Origin of the sequence: uncultured Pseudosulfitobacter sp. (assembly GCF_963976325.1) — a bacterium.
Taxonomy (GTDB): domain Bacteria; phylum Pseudomonadota; class Alphaproteobacteria; order Rhodobacterales; family Rhodobacteraceae; genus Pseudosulfitobacter.
Map to the genome: position 1 here is coordinate 1 of NZ_CAXBJW010000013.1, position 12,341 is coordinate 12,341.

12 protein-coding genes are annotated in these 12,341 nt (G+C 63.4%); 6 read left to right on the top strand and 6 right to left on the bottom strand.

Features of this window, described 5'->3' with window-relative positions; all coding sequences use genetic code 11:
• The first annotated feature begins 194 nt into the window (after window positions 1-194).
• From AAC077_RS17960 to mdoH, 3 genes are read left to right on the top strand one after another with little or no spacing between them, the layout of a single operon-like run.
• Complete coding sequence (locus AAC077_RS17960; protein ID WP_339772553.1) at window positions 195-1,481, top strand: OpgC domain-containing protein; 1,287 nt, start codon at window positions 195-197, stop codon at window positions 1,479-1,481.
• Complete coding sequence (locus AAC077_RS17965; protein ID WP_339772557.1) at window positions 1,478-3,010, top strand: glucan biosynthesis protein G; 1,533 nt, start codon at window positions 1,478-1,480, stop codon at window positions 3,008-3,010. The genes AAC077_RS17960 and AAC077_RS17965 overlap by 4 nt, the downstream gene beginning before the upstream one ends.
• Entirely contained in the window at window positions 3,007-4,860 is a 1,854-nt protein-coding gene (mdoH, locus tag AAC077_RS17970; protein ID WP_339772559.1) for a glucans biosynthesis glucosyltransferase MdoH, read from the top strand. Before AAC077_RS17965 ends, mdoH begins: the two co-directional genes overlap by 4 nt.
• 22 nt (window positions 4,861-4,882) lie before the next feature.
• Here mdoH and AAC077_RS17975 read toward each other — a convergent pair whose 3' ends face one another.
• From AAC077_RS17975 to AAC077_RS18000, 6 genes are all read right to left on the bottom strand, one after another.
• On the bottom strand, window positions 4,883-5,656 hold the full coding sequence (locus tag AAC077_RS17975) for a hypothetical protein (protein WP_339772562.1): 774 nt from the start codon (window positions 5,654-5,656) through the stop codon (window positions 4,883-4,885).
• Between the two features lie 92 nt (window positions 5,657-5,748).
• Window positions 5,749-6,588 (bottom strand): polyhydroxybutyrate depolymerase, encoded by an 840-nt coding sequence (locus AAC077_RS17980; RefSeq protein WP_339772564.1) that lies wholly within the window; start codon window positions 6,586-6,588, stop codon window positions 5,749-5,751.
• Window positions 6,589-6,635: 47 nt separating this feature from the next.
• A complete protein-coding gene (locus AAC077_RS17985; RefSeq protein ID WP_339772567.1) occupies window positions 6,636-7,103 on the bottom strand; it encodes a rhodanese-like domain-containing protein in 468 nt (155 codons plus the stop codon).
• An 89-nt stretch (window positions 7,104-7,192) separates the two neighbouring features.
• A complete protein-coding gene (locus AAC077_RS17990; RefSeq protein WP_339772568.1) occupies window positions 7,193-7,714 on the bottom strand; it encodes a YHS domain-containing (seleno)protein in 522 nt (173 codons plus the stop codon).
• 157 nt (window positions 7,715-7,871) lie between these two features.
• Window positions 7,872-8,663, bottom strand: coding sequence for an SseB family protein (locus tag AAC077_RS17995; RefSeq protein WP_339772571.1), 792 nt, complete (start codon window positions 8,661-8,663; stop codon window positions 7,872-7,874).
• Complete coding sequence (locus AAC077_RS18000; protein WP_339772574.1) at window positions 8,660-9,241, bottom strand: uracil-DNA glycosylase family protein; 582 nt, start codon at window positions 9,239-9,241, stop codon at window positions 8,660-8,662. Before AAC077_RS18000 ends, AAC077_RS17995 begins: the two co-directional genes overlap by 4 nt.
• 110 nt (window positions 9,242-9,351) lie before the next feature.
• Here AAC077_RS18000 and AAC077_RS18005 point away from each other — a divergent pair, with 110 nt between their 5' ends.
• The 3 genes from AAC077_RS18005 to AAC077_RS18015 all read left to right on the top strand — a co-directional run bounded on the left by AAC077_RS18005 (window position 9,352) and on the right by AAC077_RS18015 (window position 12,193).
• Window positions 9,352-9,711: a metalloregulator ArsR/SmtB family transcription factor gene (locus AAC077_RS18005; protein ID WP_339772578.1), complete on the top strand. Its 360-nt coding sequence runs from the start codon at window positions 9,352-9,354 to the stop codon at window positions 9,709-9,711.
• Window positions 9,704-10,747 carry a permease gene (locus AAC077_RS18010; RefSeq protein ID WP_339772581.1) on the top strand — a complete coding sequence of 348 codons (1,044 nt, stop codon included), beginning with the start codon at window positions 9,704-9,706 and terminating at the stop codon, window positions 10,745-10,747. Before AAC077_RS18005 ends, AAC077_RS18010 begins: the two co-directional genes overlap by 8 nt.
• Before the next feature lie 180 nt (window positions 10,748-10,927).
• The gene (locus tag AAC077_RS18015) at window positions 10,928-12,193 is read left to right on the top strand and encodes a Na+/H+ antiporter NhaA (RefSeq protein WP_339772583.1); all 1,266 of its coding nucleotides are present in this window, start codon (window positions 10,928-10,930) and stop codon (window positions 12,191-12,193) included.
• Window positions 12,194-12,341: the final 148 nt, after the last annotated feature.

The window sequence follows — 12,341 nt, forward strand, 5'->3', positions numbered from 1 at the left end:
ATAGATGCCGGATTGCGCGCCGGTCGGGTTGAGCGTACAGCCCAGATTCTGGCGCAGCGGACGGCCCAGCGGGGCGGTCACGAAGACCGGTTCGCCCAGACCCGCGCGGCGTCGATTTCCCGCGCACGGCGTATTGCCGCCCAATGAGAAAAGTCAATGAAGACAACCGACAGAATGCAGATTAAGAGGCGCGGATGAACCATTCCGAAACCGCGTCCGCTGCCATGACCAAGACCCTGCAACGCCCCCCTGCCCCCGCCGCGGAAGCGCCCCGTACGAAAGTTGCAGAACTCGCCCCGCGCGTGCGCGATTTGCGTCTGGATTTCTTTCGTGGCCTGGCGATGTTTATCATCCTGGTCGCCCACACACCTGGCAATTTTCTGGCAAGCTGGATTCCGGCACGTTGGGGCTTTTCCGACGCGACCGAGATTTTCGTGTTCTGCTCGGGCATGGCCAGCGCGATTGCCTTTGGCGGCGGGTTCGACCGCGCAGGCTGGCGGCTGGGCAGCGCGCGGGTGCTGTTTCGTGTGTGGCAGGTCTATTGGGCACACGTCGGTCTGTTTTGCGCAACGCTGGCACTGACCGTCTGGCTGACCGATCTCGAGATCACCGGAATGAACTATTGGGGGCAGCTCAACCTGTGGCCGGTGTTCGTCGAGAGCGAAAAATGGGCAAACCCCAATATTTTTCTCAGCTTTATGACTTTGCGCTATGTGCCCAATTATTTTGATGTTTTGCCTATGTATATGGTCGTTCTGCTGTTCATGCCGATCATAATGCTGCTGGTGCGAGTGAACCTTTTCGCAGTTGCAGCGTTCGTGTTCTGCGTGTGGTTGATGGCACAGGAGACTTTGATGCATTCCGTAGGACTTGGAGCGTGGCATTTGGCCCTGCCTGCCGAGCCGTGGAGCAGCCGCATCTGGTTTTTCAACCCGTTCGGTTGGCAACTGATCTTCTTCACCGGGTTTGCCTTCATGCGCGGGTGGCTGCCCAAACCACCGGTGTCGATGGTGCTGGTGCTGCTGGCTGCGGTGATCGTGCTTATCACCATTCCGCTGTCTGACGTGGGCGTGCGCGAGTTCGATCTGCCATGGGCCAAGGCATGGCGTGCCGACTACGCGGCCTGGTTCGACAAGACATCCTTTGCGCCACTGCGTTATCTGCATTTTCTGGCGCTGGCCTACCTGGCCTGGGTCGTCGCAGGCGACAAGGGCAACCGCTTGCTGTCGCGTGGCACCGGCGCCGCGGCGCGGGTCTGGGGCTGGGTGGTGGCCATCGTGCTGAAGGTCGGCCAGCAATCGCTGGCGGTTTTCGTGGTCAGCATGTTCCTCGCACGGTTGATGGGCTTTGGCATTGACGTCACCAAGTTCGACACGCTGTCCACCGTATTGATCAATATTGCCGGGTGCATGGGGCTTGTCGCCACCGCATACGGCGCCGGCTGGTTCAAAAGCCAGCCTTGGAAGAAGGCGATTGCATGATGTTGCGACGCGAAGTTTTAGCCTCGATCGCGGCCTTTGCCGCGGCAACCCCCACACTTGGATGGGCGGACGAACCCGGCCTGCAACTCGGCGCACCTGCGCGGTTCGATCCTCGCACATTGATCCAGCGTGCCCGCGAAATGGCAGCCGAAGGGTATGTTACGCGCCCCAAGATCCCCAAAAGCTGGCGCGACCTGTCTTATGACCAATATCGCAAGATCTGGTTCGACGCGCGCAATGCCCTGTGGGAAGGCACCGACGCCCCGCAGCGTGTCGACGTGTTCCCGCCGGGCCTGTACTTCCCGCAAGCCGTCGCCATGTTCGAGGTCGAGGACGGCATCGCGCGCCCCTTGCTGTTCGACATGGATGTGTTCGACAAGACCGACAAGTTCCCCGATGTGGAACTGGACGGAACGCTGGGCTACAGCGGTCTGCGCCTGCGGGCCGAGTTGCACAAACCCGACATTTTCGAGGAATACGCGGTGTTTCAGGGCGCCAGCTATTTCCGTGGATTGGGTGCGGGCGAAACCTATGGGCTGTCGGCGCGCGGGCTGGCGGTCAACACCGGCGAACCCGAGGGTGAAGAGTTTCCCGACTTTATCGGCCTGTGGCTGGAACGCCCCGCGCACGGCGAGGCAACCATCGTGCTGCACGCGCTGCTGGACAGCCCGTCGGTGACAGGGGCCTATACCTTTCACATCACGCCGGGCGAGGTGCTGCGCATGACTGTGGCGGCGCATCTGTTTGCACGCACGGATCTGACCCACATCGGGATTGCGCCGCTGACGTCAATGTTCCTGTTCGATGACACTGAACGCCAGCGGTTTGACGACTTTCGTCCAGCCGTGCACGACAGCGACGGGCTGCTGATCCACAATGGCGGCGGCGAGAGCATCTGGCGCCCTCTGGCCAACCCGACCACCTTGCAAATCAGTTCATTCGTGGACACCGACCCCAAGGGGTTCGGCCTGATGCAACGCAAGCGCAAGCTGGAAGATTTCAACGACCTTGAGGCGCATTACCACAACCGGCCCAGCCTGTGGGTCACCCCTGGCGAAGGCTGGGGCAAAGGGTCGGTGTCGCTGGTGGAAATCCCTGCCGATCTTGAGATTTACGACAATATTGTCGCCTACTGGCGGCCCGCCGAGGTGATCCCCGCAGGGGCAGAGCACAAGATGAGCTATCAATTGGACTGGGGCGCCGACACCGCGCCGACGCCTGACGCAGACCCTATGCGCGTGCTGAACACCGCCGCAGGGGCCCGCCCCGAAGGCGGCCGCGTGTTTGCCATCGACTTTGGCCCCAGCCCCAACCTGCCCGACGATCTGGAGACGATCACCAAGGTCGTGTCGACCAGCGCGGGCACCGTGACCGAAGGTAACCTGCAACACAACCCTGCCACCGGCGGCGTGCGCCTTGCCTTCACCTTTATGCCCGAGGACGCCAAATTGGCGGAATTCCGGGTGCAACTGTTGTCGGGCGGCACCGCCCTCTCCGAGCTTTGGCTCTACCGTTGGACCGCAAAATGACCCAGACCGATCTGACCCACATGCCACCGCGTGCGCCGTTGGCCATGCCCGAACAGGACCTGCGCCGCGCCCCCGGCGCGCGCCCTTGCGCGCAAGACGGATTTGGCTGGCGTCTGGCGGTTTTCGCGCCTGCGCTGATCATTACCGGCTTGTTGCTGTGGGGGCTGCACGGCGTGCTGGCCCAGGCCGGCATGAGCTTTGTCGAATGGGCGCTGCTGGCGATGATCGGTATGACCTTTGTCTGGGTGTCGCTGGCGGTCAGCACCGTCGGTGTGGCCCTGGTTGGCCGGTTCGAGGCACGGGTGCCTGCACAGTCCGGTGCGCCGATTGACGTGGCCCTGCTGGTGCCCGTCTATAACGAGGTCACATGGGATGTCTTCGGCAACGCCGCCGCCATGCTGAACGATGTGGCCGCACGCAACCCGATGCACCGCTATTCGCTGTTTATCCTGAGTGACACGCAAAACCCCGACATCGCCCTGCGCGAATTGCAGGCGTTCGAGGTGCTGCGCCGTGGCGTGCCCGAAGGCATGTCCGTACATTACCGCCGCCGTGCGCAGAACGTGGACAAGAAAGTGGGCAACCTGGCCGACTGGATCACCGGATGGGGTGCCGCCCATGACGCGATGCTGGTGCTGGACGCCGACAGCCTGATGACCGGCCGCGCGATCGTGCGCCTGACCGACGAGATGGCCGCCGACCCGCAGGCGGGGCTGATCCAAAGCTTTCCGCAACTGATCGGGGCCGAAACCGTCTTTGCCCGCATCCAGCAGTTTTCCAACATGGCCTATGGCTGGTTGCTGGCCGAAGGGCTGGCCCGTTGGGCGCGCGCCGAAGGCAACTATTGGGGGCACAACGCGATCATCCGCGTTGAAGCCTTTGCCAGTGCCGCGGGCCTGCCGCACATTCGCGGTGGGCGCGATCTGATCCTCAGCCATGATTTTGTCGAGGCATCGCTGCTGCGTCGCGCCGGATGGACCGTGAAATTCCTGCCACGCGTTGCGGGCAGCTTCGAGGAAACACCCGGCACGCTGGTCGACTATGTGCTGCGCGACCGTCGGTGGTGCCGTGGCAACCTGCAACACCTGCGTCTGCTGGGCACCAAGGGGCTGCATCCGGTCAGCCGGTTCCACCTGTTTCAAGGGGCGATGGCCTATCTGATGAGCCCCGCGTGGTTCGTGCTGCTGGTGTTCTGGACCCTGCTGGGCAAGGACGCCGAAACCAACGTGATCCGCTATTTCAACGAGGCGAACCCCCTGTTCCCGTCGTGGCCGCCGGAAATGAGCCACATCGACAGCGCCGCCTTTCTGATCATCATGTACGCGATGTTGCTGACGCCCAAGGTGACCTCGGCGCTGGTCATTGCCCTGCGCCCCGGTGCGGTGCGGATGTTCGGCGGCAAGCGCGCCTTTGGCACGGCCTTTTTGACCGAAGTGGCGCTGTCCGTGGCCTATGCGCCGATCCTGATGATCCAGCAAACCAAGGCGGTGCTGCGGGCGCTGCTGTCGCGCCGCGAATCCTGGGCGCCGCAGAACCGCGAAGGCACGCGGCAGCCGTTGTTGGTGCTGCTGAAATTCCACTGGGTCGAAACCGCCTTGGGCGTGTTGCTGACGGCGGGGCTGATCGCGGGGCTGATCTCGTGGTGGCTGGTGCCGATCATCGCAAGCCTGCTGCTGGCGGTTCCGCTGTCGGCGCTCAGCTCGCTGAACCTTGCGCGGCACGCCCCTGCGGGCTTGCGGATGGACAGCCCGCTGACGCTGCACGAGCCTGCCATCGTAGGCCGCGCACGTGTGCTGCGCGCCGCATTGCGGGCCGATCTGGAAGGTCGCGGGACGCTGGCAGCCGAATAGGCTGACAAAAACAAAGGTTCGGTCAGCCCGTTGGCGCGCTGACCGAACGCCACTGCATCGGCTTGAAGCCGGGGTAAATCCGCAACCGCACATGGGTGATCCGCGCCAGACGATCCGCGCCGAAATCCACCGCGCGGTCATAGGCGATCAGCCCCTTTTCGATCCGCTCGGCCTGATCGGTGAAGCTGCGAAAGTTCATCGACGCCCCAACCCTGAAATATGCGAACCACACCCACGGACGTTGGCACAGCGACCGCATTAGCGGCCATGTCATCGCGGCGAATGCATCGTCCAGCTTGTCGGAAACCACGCGCTCCTGCTCCCACAGGAAATGCCGGTGGAACAGATCGCGCAGCACCTGTGGCGGCTGCGGTGTGGCCATGGCGGTGGCATAATCGCGGGCCAGATCGACGGGAATCCCTTGGGCGATGGCCGCGTCTGGGCCATGGGCCTTGATCGTGTGGACCAGCACATAGGTTTCGACCATCACAAGCTGGTTGATGTCCTTCAGCGCGGCGACATAGGCAGACAGTTCGCGGTAGCGCCGCACCGGCGCCGGCCGTCCCGTGGGATCAACGCCTGCCAGCCCCGCCGCCACCAGTTTCGCCCCCGCCAGATACCACGAAGCCCAAAGTGCGCCGTGGGCCGCGACCAGGGCGAACATGCAGGCCCCGTTCGAGGCCTCATACAGGTTCAGATACCCGCGCGCCCGACGTCTGAGGGCAGCCTTGGGACCGGCAGCGATCAGGGCTTGGGCACGGATGTCGGACAGGTGATCGGGGGAAAAAGGGGTCATTAACACTGAATACCTTGGGAAATATCACAAGACCCTAGGGCGGCAGTCAGGCAGAAATGCGGCCCTCGGGCGGTGGAATTCTGCCCTGCCTTCTACAGCCCTTCACGCCAGTCCAGCGCCATGTCGATCCAGCCCTCCGGCACCTTGTGGCCGCCCTCGAACAGCGCAAACTCTAACGCTGTACCGGGTGAGCACCGGTCCCACGCGCGGCGCAGGAACGGGCCGGTGGTGACAAAGCGGTCGGCGGCAAGCTGCACGCAGCCGTTGATCTGCCGCCAAAGTTGCATCGCATAGAACACATCGCCCTGCACAAAGGCCTGAGGGTCATTGACGTCGCGCCCGTCTATCACGCGCCCTTCCAGCGGGACGGTGGTGTCAGTCCAGCCGTGGGTGTGCAACAGCTTGACCGGCCCCGCGCAGGTGTCGGGATGCGGTCGCCAAAAGGCACCACCGACGGGCATATAGGCGGCAAATGCATCGGGTGCCGCACAGGCCAGATAGTGGGTCATCGACCCGCCGATGGAAAAGCCCGCCAGCACCATACTGTCCGCAACAAGGCCAAAGCGGGCTGCCGCATCATCGCGCACGGCGGTCAAAAAGGCTGTTTCGTCACGGACCTGAGGGCCTAGGGGGTGAAAGGACCAACTGCGCCCCGCGCGCCCTTCCATCGGGTCGCCGTCCGGACCGATCACTGCATAGCCCCGCGCCAGCGCCCTGCCCGCCCAGCCGTTTTGGCCGATGCTGGCCGCCCCGTTGCCGCCGTAGCCGTGCAGGAACATGATCGCCCCCTTGGGCGGCCCGTCAGGCAAGGTGATATGATAAGTGCCGCTGTCGATCTCGCAGGGGCCCGGTGTTTTGCCACAGTCAGCCCAAGCCATCGGGGCGGTCACAAGCAGCGCGAAGGTCGCGCATAGTCGGTGCAGTGTTTTCATGGTCCGATGCTGCCCCATAGAGTGCCCGACCGCCAAGCGGTTTCACCTCACACCTGCGTGACGGGCAGACCGCGTTTGATCCACCCCGGCCCAGCGCCCGAGCCAAACATGCCTTCGGGCACGTCCAGAATGTCGTCGAACCCGGCTTGCTGCATCTGCTTGACCATGAACCGCGACCGCACGCCCCGCGCGCAGATCAGCGCAATCGGCCGGTCAGGATTGGACTGGGCAAGATGGCCCAGCATGGCGGCAAAGTCGTCGCGGCGCATATCCAGCGGATGCGCGCCCTGCCCCACACCGGTCAGCGCCCATTCATCGGGACGGCGGATGTCGACCAGCAGCAGTTGGCCCGCCGTCGCCTGCGCATGGGCCTGCGGCGGCGTCAGGGTGGTGGCGTCGTTGCGGGCCGTGATGTTGTACCACCGGCCACTATAGAACGCGCCGCCGGTCAGGACGGCAGCGGTGCCAAGGCCTACCATGCGGCGGCGGGCAATGCGGGAAACGGGCTGTGTCATCGCGTCTTTCAGGTCCGCAGAATGGGGGGCTCTGCCCCCGGCGCTGTGCGCCTCCCCCAGAGTTTATCAGGCAAGATGAAGGTATAGGCCTAGTTCGGGGCGGCGGATTTGAATTTGGGAATGCGGCTGCGCGCGGCTGGTTTCGGGTCCAGAGACACCCAGTTGGCAGTGCTTGAGGTCAGGTTGCCGGGAATGTCGTTTTCCCAAAGGTCCACGACATCGGGGGTGATGTTCAGATATAGCTTGCCGTCCACGACCCGCCACAGGTTCGGGTTTGCCGGCACCTTGCTGCCCTGCGCCACACCATAGGCGCAGTGCCCGTCGTATTGCGGGGCAAAGGCCGCAGGGTTTGCAAGGAACCGGTCGCGGTTGGCTTCGGTCGAGAAGGCGAAGGTGGCCCCGTTGTAATCGGCGGTGATGTCAGCGCGTCCGGGGATGGCGGCGGGTTGATCCATGCCCACGGGGGTCTGATCCAGGTCGAAATAAGCGACCACGTCATAGCCCGAAGCGGCATAGCCGGTGCGGTCAATGTATTGTGGACCTGCGAAAGCCGTCGTGGCGAGGGTCAGCACAGTGGCTCCGGCGGAGATGGCAAGGTTGAAACGCGTCATAGGCTGCTCCTTTGCGCGGCATGTGCAACGAAGTTGGCCATAGAACGCAGCGCAAAGCATCCCCCCTGACGCGGATGTGAGGCGGCAGGCGGGTTTCGTGAGCGAAGGCGGCGATTGTTTCAATCCGGCGTGGGTTGCTGTGCCGGGACATAAGCGATTATTTCAGAATTGGCGGCTTGGCCGGGTCCGATCCAGGCGCCGGTCGGGTGCGCTCGGACAGATCTTCGGGCTGTGGCAGGTCGAACCGCAGGCCGGTGCGGGCCAGACGTTCGGCCATTGGATCATCGGCGCGAAAGAACGCCACATCCATGGCGCCTGCTTCGATCCCCGAAAAGGTAAGCGCCTCGGAAGCGGCCTGGGCCAGTGCGCTTTCGGCGTGGGGCAACGCGCCGACAAAGCCCAGCATATGCCCCGATCCGCCACCCGCATAGGTCACGCCCACAAGACAGGCATAGCGCGCAAGGCCCGTGGCGGTGGCCAGCTTTTCGTCAATGGCTTCGATCAGGCTGTCGGGCAGACCTTTGGGAGCGGTCAGGCTTTCGACCCTGGCTTCGACGTCTTGCGGCGCATTGCCCAGCGTGGTGTCCAGCCATGCCATCGCATCGGGTGGCAGCAGGATCGCGGACGGTGCCACTTCGAGGTTCAGGCCAAGGCCAAGATTGTTGGCCGCCAGCAAACCCGCCGTGACGCGTCCCGACAGGGCGGCATAGGGGGCAGCGGGGCCTGCGAAACCGGCCAGCCGTTCCTCGCGGTCAAAGGCAAGGACGTATTGCGTGCCTTCGGCGTCGAACAGTTGCGGGGTGATCTTGTCGCCCTCGGCGTCGCCCTCAAGCAGAACAAAAAGCTCGCTCGCGGCAAGGCGTTCGTAGAACCGCAGGCGCGGGGTGTCGTCATCCGGCGCGGCGGTCATGGCCGCGTGCGCGGCGTCGATGGGGGTGTGTTCTGTCATGTCAGCGCCTTTTGAACCGCTTTTCGCAAGACTGGCAAGAGGTCGGTTTCAAACCACGGGTTTTTGCGCAGCCATCCGGTGTTGCGCCATGACGGATGCGGCAGGGGAAAGACGGCGGGCGCATGGGCGCGCCAGCCTGCAACGGTTTCGGTGACCGGCGCGCGGGTGTTCAGGTGCCATTTCTGCGCATAGCCGCCGATCAGCAGCGTCAGGGGCACGGGGCCGATGTGGTCCATCGCCCCGGCCCGCCATGTTTTATGACAGATCGGCGGCGGCGGCAGGTCGGCCCCCTGCGCGTTATATCCCGGAAAGCAAAAGGCCATCGGCAGGATGGCAATGCGCGTCATGTCGTAGAACGTGGCGCGGTCGATCCCCATCCAATCGCGCAGGCGGTCACCCGACGGATCGTCAAAGGGTTTGCCCGAGGCATGGACCCGCGCGCCCGGTGCCTGCCCGGCCACCAGAATGCGCGGCGCGGCCTTGAACCAGACCACGGGGCGCGGGCTGTGACCGGTGGCGGTGGCTGCGAACCGTTGCGCACAAAGCGTGCAGGTGGCGATGTCGTCGGTGATGGCCATGATGTTTGGTATAGGGGGCAGGCGTCTGCGGGCAAGTCGTTCCCGCGTCATTTCGCAATTCATCGAAATAACAGTTGGCATCAGCATTTCATTTCTATAATTCTAGAAATATGAAAATAGAATCACAAATCCCCGCCCTGACCGATGATCTGGACCTGACCCTGGCTGCAAGCGCCTTTGCCGCGCTGGGGTCCGAGCAACGTCTGAGCGTGTTGCGCACTTTGGTGCGCGCGGGCCCTGAGGGGCTGAGCATCGGCACCCTTGGCGAACGCACGGGCGTGACCGGCAGCACGCTGACCCATCACGTCAAGGTGCTGGCCCAGGCCGGTCTGGTGACGCAGGCGCGTCAGGGCCGGTCGATCATCTGTGCCGCCGTTGCCTATGACACCGTGCGCCACCTGTCGGAATTTCTGCTGAATGAATGCTGCGCGGACTGCGCGGCCCTGTCCAAGGATCATGACCATGGCTGACCTGACCCAAACCACTGATGCCCCCCGCCCACCGCGCCGCTGGTTGCCCAACCTGCGTGGCGCGTGGCCCGCCACCCTGTTGTTGCTGCTTCTGGTGGCCGTGCTGGATTGGCCGCAATTCGGCCCCACGGTGATCTTTGCCGCCAAGGCCTTGCTTGGCACCGCCCCTTTTATCCTGTTTGCCGTGCTGGCGGTGGCCTATCTGAAGGCGAGCGGAGCAGAAACCCTGCTGGCCAAAGCCTTCGAGGGCAACACCGCGCGGATGATCGTGATGGCCGCGCTGCTGGGCGGTCTGTCGCCGTTTTGCAGCTGTCAGGTGATCCCGTTCATCGCGGCACTGCTGGCCGTTGGTGCACCGCTGGCCGCCGTGATGGCGTTCTGGCTGGCGTCGCCGCTGATGGACCCTGCGATGTTTGCCATCACATCAGGCACGCTGGGGTTTGAATTCGCCGTGGCCAAGACGCTGGCAGCGGTGGGATTGGGGCTGATGGGCGGCTTTGGCACATGGATGCTGGCGCGTTCGCCGATCTTTACCGAGCCGCTGCGCGAACGCCCTGCGGTTGGCGGCTGCTGTGGCGTGAAAAAACCGTTCTCTGGCGCGCCGGTGTGGAAATTCTGGACCGAAGACGCGCGGCGCGACACGTTCCGCGAGGCGGCGCTGGAAAACGGGCTGTTCTTGCTGAAATGGCTGACGCTGGCCTATGTGATCGAGGCGCTGATGCTGCACTATGTCCCTGCGGAATGGATCGCGGGACTGTTGGGTGGCACCGGACTGATGCCGATCCTGCTGGGTGCGCTGGTGGGCGCGCCGGCCTATCTGAACGGCTACGCCGCCGTGCCGCTGGTGGATGCGCTGCTGGCGCAGGGCATGACGCAGGGGGCCGCGATGTCGTTCGTGATTGCGGGCGGGGTCAGCTGCATTCCGGCGGCGGTTGCGGTCTGGGCGCTGGTCAAACCACGGGTCTTTGCGGCCTATCTGGGCTTTGCCGTCACAGGCGCGATGCTGGCCGGGGTGATCTGGCAGGCTGTGGCCTGAGATCATCGCGGGCCAAGCGGCCCGTCCCGCTGGCCCGAAGCAATCGGGAAGGGTGTGTTACAATCAGCCTTTCCGACAGCATGATGAACATCCGTCGCTCTAACGCAAACCCAGCCCGCGCATTGCCCGGCAATTCACAATCGGCTAAGGCATGGCGGTACATCTGATGGTGGAGCCCGCATGTACCGCGTCTGGAGCTTTCTGACCAACTATTCACTGTTGTTGATATTCGGCGCACTCATCGCGCTGGTTTGGGCCAACTTCGACGCGGCCAGCTATCACCACTTTATCCATTTTGAACTTTGGGATCACGCCCCCATCGGTCATCTGCACCGCGCAGCCGACGGCCACGAGACCTATCGCACGCTGACCCTGCATTACCTTGTGAATGACCTGCTGATGGCGCTGTTCTTTGCCATCGCGGCCAAGGAAGTCTGGGAAGCGGTGATTTTGCGGAACGGGTCGCTGCGCGGCAAAAAGGCGGCAACGCCCTTGTTTGCGACGCTGGGCGGAATGCTGGGACCGGTGACGGTTTATCTGGGGCTGGCGATGATACTCGGATCGTCCACCTTTGACGCCGTGTCGAACGGCTGGGCCATTCCGACCGCAACCGACATCGCGTTCAGCTACCTGGTCGGGCGCATCGTCTTTGGCGCGGGCCACCCTGCGGTGCGGTTCCTGCTGTTGCTGGCGATTGCCGACGACGCCGCAGGGCTGATCATTCTGGCGATCTTCTATCCCAGTGGCGATCTGGCCCCCGAATGGCTGCTGGTGTCGCTGGCCGCAGCGATTGGCGTGTTCGTGCTGTTCAACTGGCTGCCCCGCAAGCTGGATCGCGGCAATCAGGACCGTACCGTGTCGACATGGGTGCGCGTGAAGCTGACTTTTATCCCCTATCTGCTGGCAGGCTGCGCAAGCTGGTACGGCTTTATGGCCGCAGGGCTGCACCCGGCGTTGGGCCTGCTGCCCATCGTGCCGACCATCCCCCACGCTGACCGCGCGTTCGGGCTGTTCTCCGAGGCCGAACAATACCTGCGCGATCTGTTGAACCAGTTGGAACACGCACTGAAACACCCTGTTGAAATCATCCTGTTCTTCTTTGGCCTGCTGAACGCAGGCGTCGTGTTCGGTTCGATCGGTGAAGCCACATGGCTGGTGCTCTTGGGTCTGCTGGCCGGCAAACCGCTGGGCATCTTCCTGTTCGGCTGGTGCGCCGCGCGGCCGCTGGGTCTGGGCATTCCCGAGGGGATGCGGATCATTGATCTGATTGTGATCGGCTGTGTCGCGGCCATCGGCTTTACCGTGTCGCTGTTCATCGCCGCCGTCGCCTTTGACGCAGGTCCGGTGCAGGACGCCGCCAAAATGGGTGCATTGTTCAGCTTTGCCAGCGTGATCATCAGCATCTTGGCGGGCAAACTGCTGCGGGTTCAAAAACAAGAGCTGTAAGCCTAGGCGCCATTGCCCATGTCCCTACGCTGCGGTTGCGCGCAAAAGGACAATCCACTGTTGAAGTATACTTTTGTTATGGATCAAGACATAATATGGCCAAAATCTGTGGTTAAATCGTCCGCAACCCTCTGATAACGAGGGAGAG

Excerpts from the sequence above, each read along its gene's own strand:
- AAC077_RS17960 (WP_339772553.1), top strand. The coding sequence starts at position 195 with ATGAACCATTCCGAAACCGCGTCCGCTGCCATGACCAAGACCCTGCAA.
- AAC077_RS17965 (WP_339772557.1), top strand. The coding sequence starts at position 1,478 with ATGATGTTGCGACGCGAAGTTTTAGCCTCGATCGCGGCCTTTGCCGCG.
- mdoH (WP_339772559.1), top strand. The coding sequence starts at position 3,007 with ATGACCCAGACCGATCTGACCCACATGCCACCGCGTGCGCCGTTGGCC.
- AAC077_RS17975 (WP_339772562.1), bottom strand. The coding sequence starts at position 5,656 with ATGACCCCTTTTTCCCCCGATCACCTGTCCGACATCCGTGCCCAAGCC.
- AAC077_RS17980 (WP_339772564.1), bottom strand. The coding sequence starts at position 6,588 with ATGAAAACACTGCACCGACTATGCGCGACCTTCGCGCTGCTTGTGACC.
- AAC077_RS17985 (WP_339772567.1), bottom strand. The coding sequence starts at position 7,103 with ATGACACAGCCCGTTTCCCGCATTGCCCGCCGCCGCATGGTAGGCCTT.
- AAC077_RS17990 (WP_339772568.1), bottom strand. The coding sequence starts at position 7,714 with ATGACGCGTTTCAACCTTGCCATCTCCGCCGGAGCCACTGTGCTGACC.
- AAC077_RS17995 (WP_339772571.1), bottom strand. The coding sequence starts at position 8,663 with ATGACAGAACACACCCCCATCGACGCCGCGCACGCGGCCATGACCGCC.
- AAC077_RS18000 (WP_339772574.1), bottom strand. The coding sequence starts at position 9,241 with ATGGCCATCACCGACGACATCGCCACCTGCACGCTTTGTGCGCAACGG.
- AAC077_RS18005 (WP_339772578.1), top strand. The coding sequence starts at position 9,352 with ATGAAAATAGAATCACAAATCCCCGCCCTGACCGATGATCTGGACCTG.
- AAC077_RS18010 (WP_339772581.1), top strand. The coding sequence starts at position 9,704 with ATGGCTGACCTGACCCAAACCACTGATGCCCCCCGCCCACCGCGCCGC.
- AAC077_RS18015 (WP_339772583.1), top strand. The coding sequence starts at position 10,928 with ATGTACCGCGTCTGGAGCTTTCTGACCAACTATTCACTGTTGTTGATA.